The organism is Pelomonas sp. KK5 (assembly GCF_001984095.1).
Lineage (GTDB): Bacteria > Pseudomonadota > Gammaproteobacteria > Burkholderiales > Burkholderiaceae_C > KK5.
The window spans coordinates 1-8,253 of sequence record NZ_LYVQ01000261.1 but is presented as its reverse complement, the minus strand read 5'-3'; the positions used below and the strand labels follow the sequence as shown (position 1 = coordinate 8,253).

Below are 8,253 nucleotides of genomic sequence, written 5' to 3'. Positions count from 1 at the left end.
CGGTCCCGCGCCGGCACCCGCACCCGCACCCGCTCCGAGGCCCGCGGCTGCCACCAGCACCGCCGCCACCGAATACACGGTCAAGCCGGGCGACACGCTCTCGCGCATCGCCGGCAAGACCCAGGCGCCCGGCGTCTCGCTGGACCAGATGCTGGTGGGCCTGTACCGCAGCAACCCTGATGCCTTCATCGGCGACAACATGAACCGGCTCAAGGCCGGTGCCGTGCTGCAGGTGCCGGGCAGCGAGGCGCTGTCTGCGGTCACGCCGGACGAGGCGCACAAGGTCATCCAGGCCCAGAGCGCCGACTTCTCCGCCTACCGCCAGCGCCTGGCCGGCGCCGCACCGAGCCTGCAGCCCGAGGCCAACGAGCGCCAGGCCAAGGGCAAGGTGCAGGCGGCGGTCGAGGACAAGAAGCCCGCCGCTTCCACCACGCCGGACAAGCTGACGCTCAGCAAGGCGGCCAGCGCCGCTGCCGAGACCAAGGCCTCCAAGGACAGCGAGAAGAAGGACACTGCCGCCCGCGTGGCCGAACTGGCCCGCAACGTCGAGGAGCTGAAGAAGCTCTCCAGCGCTGCCAAGTCGACCGCGGCCTCGGCGCCGGCCAACGCGCCCGCCCCGGCTCCGGCCGCTCTGCCCGCGTCGACCCCGGCTGTCGTGGCCGCCGCACCGGCGCCTGCGGCCGTGCCGGCATCGGCGCCCGCGGTCGTGGCCTCGGCGCCTGCCGTGGTCGCCGCACCGGCCAAGCCGGCCAGCGCGCCGCCCGCGGCGCCGCCGGCCCGTCCCGAGCCCGGCATGCTGGACCAGCTGATGGACAACCCGCTGCTGCTGGCCATCGGCGGCGGCCTGGTGGCCGTGCTCGTGGGCCTGGCGCTGATGCGCCTGACCAAGCGCAAGTCCGCCGGCAAGGCCGACACCGGCTTCCACGAAAGCCGCCTGCAGCCCGACTCCTTCTTCGGCGCCTCCGGCGGTGCCCGCGTGGACACCCGCGACGGCACCAATGGCGGCGCCTCGTCGATGAGCTACTCGCTGAGCCAGCTCGACGCGATCGGCGACGTGGATCCGGTGGCCGAAGCCGACGTCTACCTCGCCTATGGCCGCGACCTGCAGGCCGAGGAAATCCTCAAGGAAGCGCTGCGCGCCAACCCGGAGCGCCTGGCCATCCGGCTGAAGCTGCTCGAGGTGTACGCCAAGCGCCGTGACACCAAGGGCTTCGAGCAGCTGGCGATCCAGCTCTATGCCGAGACCCATGGCACCGGCGAGGACTGGAACCGCGCGCAGGAACTGGGCCGCCAGATCGATGCCGACAACCCGCTGTACCAGCCCGGCGGCTCGCCGCGGCCGATGCCCAGCGGCCCGGACATCCATCCCGAGCCGATGGACGCCAGCACGCTGCCGCAGACCGTCAGCACGCCGACCGGCAAGATGGCCGAATTCGGCCACATGATGACCGAACCGCTGGGCCGCAGCGGCCCGGAGACGGCGCCGCCGAGCGGCTTCGGGCTCGACCTGGATCTGGACCTCGATGCACCGACCGCCACCGCGCCCGGCCAGTTCCCGGCCACCGCGATGGAGGCCACGCAGGCGATGCCGGCCAGCATCGAGCAGCGCCCGATGGCGATGGACTTCGACCTGTCGGCGCCCGCTCCGACGCCGGCCGCGCCTGCGGCTGCCGACCTGCAGTTCGATCTCGACGACCTGGGTGGCGAGGCACCTTCGCTGGACGTGCCGCGCACCGTGCCCTCCCAGCACGTGACCGACCCGAACTCGCTGGACTTCGACCTCGGCTCGATCGACCTGGACCTGCCGGTGGACCCGGTCACCGAGCGCATCCCGCAGCCCAAGACCGAGATCCTGCCGCGCATCTCCGAAGGCGACGACCCGATGAACGCGCTGACCGAGCGCCCGCCGGCCTCGCTCGACGACTTTGCCGAGATCAGCGACTTCGGCACGCTGGAAGGCGCCGACCTGGCCGAGGACCCGCTGCAGCGCCAGCTGGAACTGGCCGACGAGTTCCGCCAGATCGGCGACACCGAAGGCGCCCGCGAGGTGCTGCAGGAACTGATCGGCAAGGCCGACGGCGAGCTGAAGGCCAAGGCCCAGGCGATGCTGCAGCAGTTGCGCTGAAGAGATAATCAGCCCCTGTCCGAAGGCGCCCGTGTCCCGGGCGCCTTTTTCATTGTCGGAGTCAGAACGGATGCGCGTTGCGCTTGGGGTTTCCTATCGCGGTCAGGGCTACACCGGCTGGCAGAGCCAGCCGCATGGCCGCACGGTGCAGGACAAGCTGGAGGCCGCGCTCTCGCAGTTCGCCGACACGCCGATCCGCACGATGTGCGCCGGCCGGACCGACACCGGCGTGCACGGCCTGAACCAGGTCATCCACTTCGACACCGAGGCGGTGCGCGAGCCCTTCTCCTGGGTGCGCGGCGTCAACCGCTATCTCCCGCCGGATATCGCGATCCAGTGGAGCGTCTTCCCCGAGGACCCGCAGTTCCACGCCCGCAACTCCGCCCAGGGACGGCGTTATGCCTACCTGGTGCTGGAGTCGGCGGTGCGGCCGGCGATCGAGGCGGGCGCGGCCGGCTGGGTGTTCCGGCCGCTCGATGGCGATGCGAAGCGCGAGGCCGCGGCGCTGCTGATCGGCGAGCACGACTTCAGCTCCTTCCGTTCGGCCGAATGCCAGGCGGCCTCGCCGGTGAAGACGCTGCGCGGGATCGAGATCCACCGCCGCGGCGCCTACTGGCGCTTCGAGTTCGACGCCTCCGCCTTCCTGCATCACATGGTGCGCAACATCATGGGCTGCCTGGTCGCGGTGGGCAGCGGTACGAAGCCGCCCGCCTGGATGGCAGAGGTGGTCGCCGCGAAGAGCCGCGATGCCGCCGCGCCGACCTTCATGCCCGACGGGCTCTACTTCGTCGGCCCGTACTACGATCCCCGGCACGGCATTCCCGACCGTGTCGCTGCAATGGACTGGCTGCCATGAGTGCACGTACCCGCATCAAGATCTGCGGCTTGACCCGCGAGGCCGACGTGGAGGCCGCCGTGCTCGCAGGCGCCGATGCCGTCGGTTTCGTCTTCTACGACAAGAGCCCGCGCTACGTGACGCCCGAGCGCGCGGCCGAACTGGCGAAACGCCTGCCCGCCTTCGTCACGCCGGTGGGCCTGTTCGTCAACGCCAGCATGGACCAGGTCAGCCGCGCGCTGCAGAAGCTGCCCAACATGACGCTGCAGTTCCACGGCGACGAGCGCCCGGCGGCCTGCAACTGGTTCGCGCGCCCGTACCTGCGTGCCGCGCGCATGGAGCCGGGCTTCGATTTGCTAGACTTCGCGGATCAGTTCTCGAACGCCCAGGCCATTCTTCTTGACGCTCATGTCGAAGGTTATGGCGGCGGTGGAAAGGTCTTCGATTGGTCCATCATTCCCACAAACGTGCGCTCTCCAGTCGTTTTGTCTGGTGGGTTGCATGCCGGAAATGTGGCCGAAGGGATCAGGCAGGTCCGGCCCTGGGCCGTTGACGTGAGCTCCGGCGTCGAAGTTGCCAAGGGCATCAAGGACGCCGCCCTGATCCAGCAGTTCTGCGAGGCCGTGCGCCTTGCGGACATCGAGAAGACAGCACCATGAACACTCCCTACGCACAGCCGGATGCCCGCGGGCATTTCGGTCCCTACGGCGGCCGCTTCGTCGCCGAGACCCTGGTCCACGCGCTCGACGAACTCGACGCCGCCTACGAGCACTACCGCAAGGACCCGGACTTCGTCGCCGAGTTCAAGCATGAGCTGGCCCACTTCGTCGGCCGGCCGAGCCCGATCTATCACGCAGCGCGTCTGTCGAGGGAACTCGGCGGCGCGCAGATCTTCCTCAAGCGCGAAGACCTGAACCACACCGGCGCCCACAAGGTCAACAACACGATCGGCCAGGCGCTGCTGGCGCGCCGCATGGGCAAGAAGCGCGTGATCGCCGAGACGGGCGCCGGCCAGCACGGCGTGGCCACCGCCACCATCTGTGCCCGCTACGGCATGGAATGCGTGGTCTACATGGGCAGCGAGGACGTCAAGCGCCAGTCGCCCAATGTCTACCGGATGAACCTGCTGGGTGCGCGCGTCGTGCCCGTGGAGTCGGGCTCGAAGACGCTGAAGGATGCGCTGAACGAGGCGATGCGCGACTGGGTGACCAACATCGAGTCGACCTTCTACATCATCGGCACCGTGGCCGGCCCGCACCCGTACCCGATGATGGTGCGCGACTTCCAGCGCATCATCGGCGACGAGTGCCTGACCCAGATGCCCGAGATGACCGGCCGCCAGCCCGATGCGGTGATCGCCTGCGTCGGCGGCGGCTCCAACGCCATCGGCATCTTCTACCCGTACATCGGTCACGCGGACGTGCGCCTGATCGGCGTGGAGGCCGCGGGGCAGGGTGTCGATTCCGGCAAGCATGCGGCCACGCTGACGGCCGGCTCGCCCGGCGTGTTGCACGGCAACCGCACCTACCTGCTGCAGGACGCGGACGGCCAGATCATCGAGACCCACTCGATCTCCGCCGGCCTGGACTACCCCGGCGTCGGCCCCGAGCACTCCTACCTGAAGGATATCGGCCGCGCCGAATACGTCGGCATCACCGACAAGGAGGCGCTGGAGGCCTTCCATCGCCTGTGCCGGACCGAAGGCATCATCCCGGCGCTCGAATCGAGCCACGCGGTCGCCTACGCGATGAAGCTGGCGCCGACGCTGAAGCCCGACCAGCACCTGCTGGTCAACCTCTCCGGCCGCGGGGACAAGGACATCGGCACGGTGGCCGACCTGTCCGGCGCCAAGGTGTACGACCAGCCTTCGCAGGCCGGCCACACGGTGAAGGGAGGTGCGCTGTGAGCCGCATAACTGCCACCTTCGACGCACTCAAGGCCAGCGGCCGCAAGGCGCTGATCCCCTTCGTCACCGCCGGCGATCCGCATCCGGACGCCACCGTCGAGCTGATGCTGGCGATGGCCGAGGCCGGCGCCGACGTGATCGAGCTGGGCGTGCCCTTCTCGGACCCGATGGCCGACGGCCCGGTGATCCAGCGCGCCGGCGAGCGGGCGCTTAAAGCTGGCGTCGGCCTCGCGCAGGTGCTGGCCTACGTGCGCGCCTTCCGCGCGAAGAACGCCACCACGCCGGTCGTGCTGATGGGCTACGCCAACCCGGTCGAGCGCTACGGCCAGGCCCGCTTCGCCGCGGACGCCAAGGCGGCCGGCGTGGACGGCGTGCTGATCGTCGACTATCCGCCCGAGGAATGCGAGGACTTCGCCGCGGCGCTTCAACGCAACGGCCTGGACCTGATCTTCCTGCTGGCACCCACCTCGACCGAGGCCCGCATCCGCCACATCGGCGAGCTGGCCAGCGGCTATGTCTACTACGTCTCGCTGAAGGGTGTGACCGGCGCGGGCCACCTGAATACCGACGCGGTGGCCGAGGCCGTGCCGCGCATCCGGCAGCACGTGAAGATCCCGGTCGGCGTGGGCTTCGGCATCCGCGACGCGCAGACGGCGCGGGCGGTGGCCGCCCATGCGGACGCGGTCGTCATCGGCTCGCGGCTGGTGGAACTGCTCGAAGTGCAGCCGAGGGATAATGTCGCCTCGACCGGTGCGGCCTTCATCCACGAGATCAGGACTGCACTTGACGCCTGAATACGAACAAAGGACCTCCACGATGAGTTGGCTTGAAAAGCTCCTGCCGCCGAAGATGCAGCAGCAAGACCCGAGCGAGCGCCGCACGGTGCCCGAGGGTCTGTGGATCAAGTGCCCCTCCTGCGAGACGGTGCTCTACAAGACCGACCTGGAGCAGAACGTCAACGTCTGCCCCAAGTGCGGCCATCACCACCGCATCGGCGCCCGCGCGCGGCTGGACGCCTTCCTCGACGGCGAAGGCCGCTACGAGGTCGGCCAGGAGGTGCTGCCGGTCGACGCGCTGAAGTTCAAGGACAGCAAGAAGTACCCGGACCGCCTCAAGGAAGCGCTGGAGAGCACCGGCGAGACCGACGCGCTGGTGGTGCTCGGCGGCTCGGTGATGAGCGTGCCGGTCGTGGCGGCCTGCTTCGAGTTCGACTTCATGGGCGGTTCGATGGGTTCCGTCGTCGGCGAGCGCTTCGTGCGCGGCGTCGAGACGGCGCTGGAGCAGAAGACGCCCTTCATCTGCTTCACCGCCACCGGCGGCGCGCGGATGCAGGAAGGCCTGCTCTCGCTGATGCAGATGGCCAAGACCAACGCCTCGCTGACCAAGCTGGCCAAGGCGAAGCTGCCCTACATCAGCGTGCTGACCGACCCGACGATGGGCGGCGTGTCGGCGAGCTTCGCCTTCGTCGGCGACATCGTCATCGCCGAGCCCAAGGCGCTGATCGGCTTCGCCGGCCCGCGCGTGATCGAGAACACCGTGCGCGAGAAGCTGCCCCCGGGCTTCCAGCGTGCCGAGTTCCTGCTTGAGAAGGGCGCCGTCGACATGATCGTCGACCGCCGCCAGCTCCGCGAGACGATCGCCCGCCAGTTGGCGATGCTGCAGCGTCAGAGCGCCGACGCGGTGGCCTGACGGAACGATCCCGATGTACCAACGGCCAGGCCCGCAAGGTCTGGCCGTTATGTTTTTCTGCTGACCATGAACCTCGACGACTGGCTCGCCCACTGCGAGCGCCTGCACCCGAAGACGGTGGACATGACCCTGGCCCGCGTCAACGCGGTGCGTGACCGGCTGGGCCTCGCCTTCGGCGACACGCCGGTCGTGATGGTGGCCGGCACCAACGGCAAGGGCTCGACCTGCGCGATGCTGGAGACGATCGCCCTGCAGGCCGGCTACAAGGTGGGCCTGTACATCAAGCCGCACCTGGTGCATTTCCAGGAGCGCTGCCGGGTCAACGGCACGCCGGTGGAGGCCGATTCGCTGCTGCCGCACTTCGAGGCGGTGGAAGCCGCGCGCGGCGAGCTGCAACTGACCTATTTCGAATTCACCACGCTGGCCATCATGCGGCGGCTGGCCGCCGAGGGCCTGGACCTGGTGATCCTGGAAGTGGGCCTGGGCGGGCGCCTCGATGCCGTCAACTGCATAGACGCCGACTGCTCGGTCATCACCAGCATCGACCTGGACCATACCGAATACCTCGGGCCCGACCGCGAATCGGTCGGCCGCGAGAAGGCCCACATCATGCGACCGGGCCGTCCGGTGGTGGTCAGCGATCCGATGCCGCCTGCGTCGATCGCCGCCCATGCCGAAGCCGTGGGCGCGGACCTGCGCCAGCTCGGCCGCGACTTCACCTACGGCGGCGACCGCCAGCAATGGCAATGGGCCGGCCGCAGCAAGCGCTTCGCAGGCCTGGCCTATCCGGCGCTGCGTGGCGTGAACCAGCTGCTCAACGCCTCCGGCGTGCTGGCCGTGTTCGAGGCGCTGCACACGCGGTTGCCGATCAGCGCGCAGGCGGTGCGCACCGGCCTGGCGCTGGTGGACCTGCCGGGCCGCTTCCAGGTCGTGCCGGGCCAGCCGGCGCTGGTGCTGGACGTGGCGCACAACCCGCACGCGGTCGCCGCGCTGGCGCAGAACCTGGACCAGATGGGCTTCTTCCCGCGCACCCATGCGGTCTTCGGCGCGATGGCCGACAAAGACCTCGGGGCGATCTTCGCCCGCATGGCGCCGCTGGTGGACAGCTGGCATTTCACCGACCTGGCAATCCCGCGCGCGGCCACGGCCGAGGCGCTGGCCAAGCAGTTCGAGTACCTGCGCACGGGCTTGAAGACGCCGCCGAACGTGAGCGTCAGCCGGCATGCCGACCCTCTGGCGGCCATGTCCGCGGCGGCGGCTGCGGCGGACCCCGCTGATAGAATTCTGGTCTTCGGTTCCTTCTACACCGTGGGCGGTGTGTTGAAGAACGGCGTGCCCCGGCTGGTGGCCGGGCAGTCGGCCCAGAACCCCTCTAACTCCTGATTTCCACGGTCAGCCGCGCATGGGCCTGATGTCCTTCTTCAAACGCGCCTTCAAGGGCGGAGAGTCCGCCCCCGCCGCCAAGCCGGTCGCCGACCGCGCCGATGCGGTCCAGCAACTGCGGCTGCGTGCGCGCCGGCGGCTGATCGGCGCGGCCGTGCTGGTCGGCGCCGGCGTGGTCGGCTTCCCGCTGCTGTTCGAGACGCAGCCGCGGCCGATCCCGGTGGACCTGCCGATCGAGATTCCCCACAAGGAAGGCGCCGCACCGCTGGCGGTGCCTGCGGCGGTGGCGCCTGCGCCGAGCAGCCCGGTCGTGAC

The 8,253-nt window shown here is 69.5% G+C and carries 7 protein-coding genes and 1 pseudogene; all 8 read left to right on the top strand.

Annotated features, from left to right (window positions below; genetic code table 11):
• The coding region (locus tag B0W88_RS27230) for a FimV/HubP family polar landmark protein (protein ID WP_077037713.1) at nucleotides 1-2,125 on the top strand (2,125 nt) is incomplete at its 5' end.
• 70 nt (nucleotides 2,126-2,195) lie between these two features.
• Complete coding sequence (gene truA, locus B0W88_RS27225) at nucleotides 2,196-2,981, top strand: tRNA pseudouridine(38-40) synthase TruA (protein WP_077037712.1); 786 nt, start codon at nucleotides 2,196-2,198, stop codon at nucleotides 2,979-2,981.
• The gene (locus tag B0W88_RS27220) at nucleotides 2,978-3,619 is read left to right on the top strand and encodes a phosphoribosylanthranilate isomerase (RefSeq protein WP_077037711.1); all 642 of its coding nucleotides are present in this window, start codon (nucleotides 2,978-2,980) and stop codon (nucleotides 3,617-3,619) included. Before truA ends, B0W88_RS27220 begins: the two co-directional genes overlap by 4 nt.
• Entirely contained in the window at nucleotides 3,616-4,866 is a 1,251-nt protein-coding gene (gene trpB, locus B0W88_RS27215) for a tryptophan synthase subunit beta (protein ID WP_077037710.1), read from the top strand. Before B0W88_RS27220 ends, trpB begins: the two co-directional genes overlap by 4 nt.
• Complete coding sequence (gene trpA, locus B0W88_RS27210; protein WP_077037709.1) at nucleotides 4,863-5,660, top strand: tryptophan synthase subunit alpha; 798 nt, start codon at nucleotides 4,863-4,865, stop codon at nucleotides 5,658-5,660. Before trpB ends, trpA begins: the two co-directional genes overlap by 4 nt.
• A gap of 22 nt (nucleotides 5,661-5,682) precedes the next feature.
• Nucleotides 5,683-6,555: an acetyl-CoA carboxylase, carboxyltransferase subunit beta gene (gene accD, locus B0W88_RS27205; protein ID WP_077037708.1), complete on the top strand. Its 873-nt coding sequence runs from the start codon at nucleotides 5,683-5,685 to the stop codon at nucleotides 6,553-6,555.
• 66 nt (nucleotides 6,556-6,621) lie between these two features.
• Complete coding sequence (folC, locus tag B0W88_RS27200) at nucleotides 6,622-7,938, top strand: bifunctional tetrahydrofolate synthase/dihydrofolate synthase (RefSeq protein WP_077037707.1); 1,317 nt, start codon at nucleotides 6,622-6,624, stop codon at nucleotides 7,936-7,938.
• A 28-nt stretch (nucleotides 7,939-7,966) separates the two neighbouring features.
• Nucleotides 7,967-8,253 (top strand): annotated as a pseudogene (locus tag B0W88_RS27195) (SPOR domain-containing protein); the annotation flags it as partial.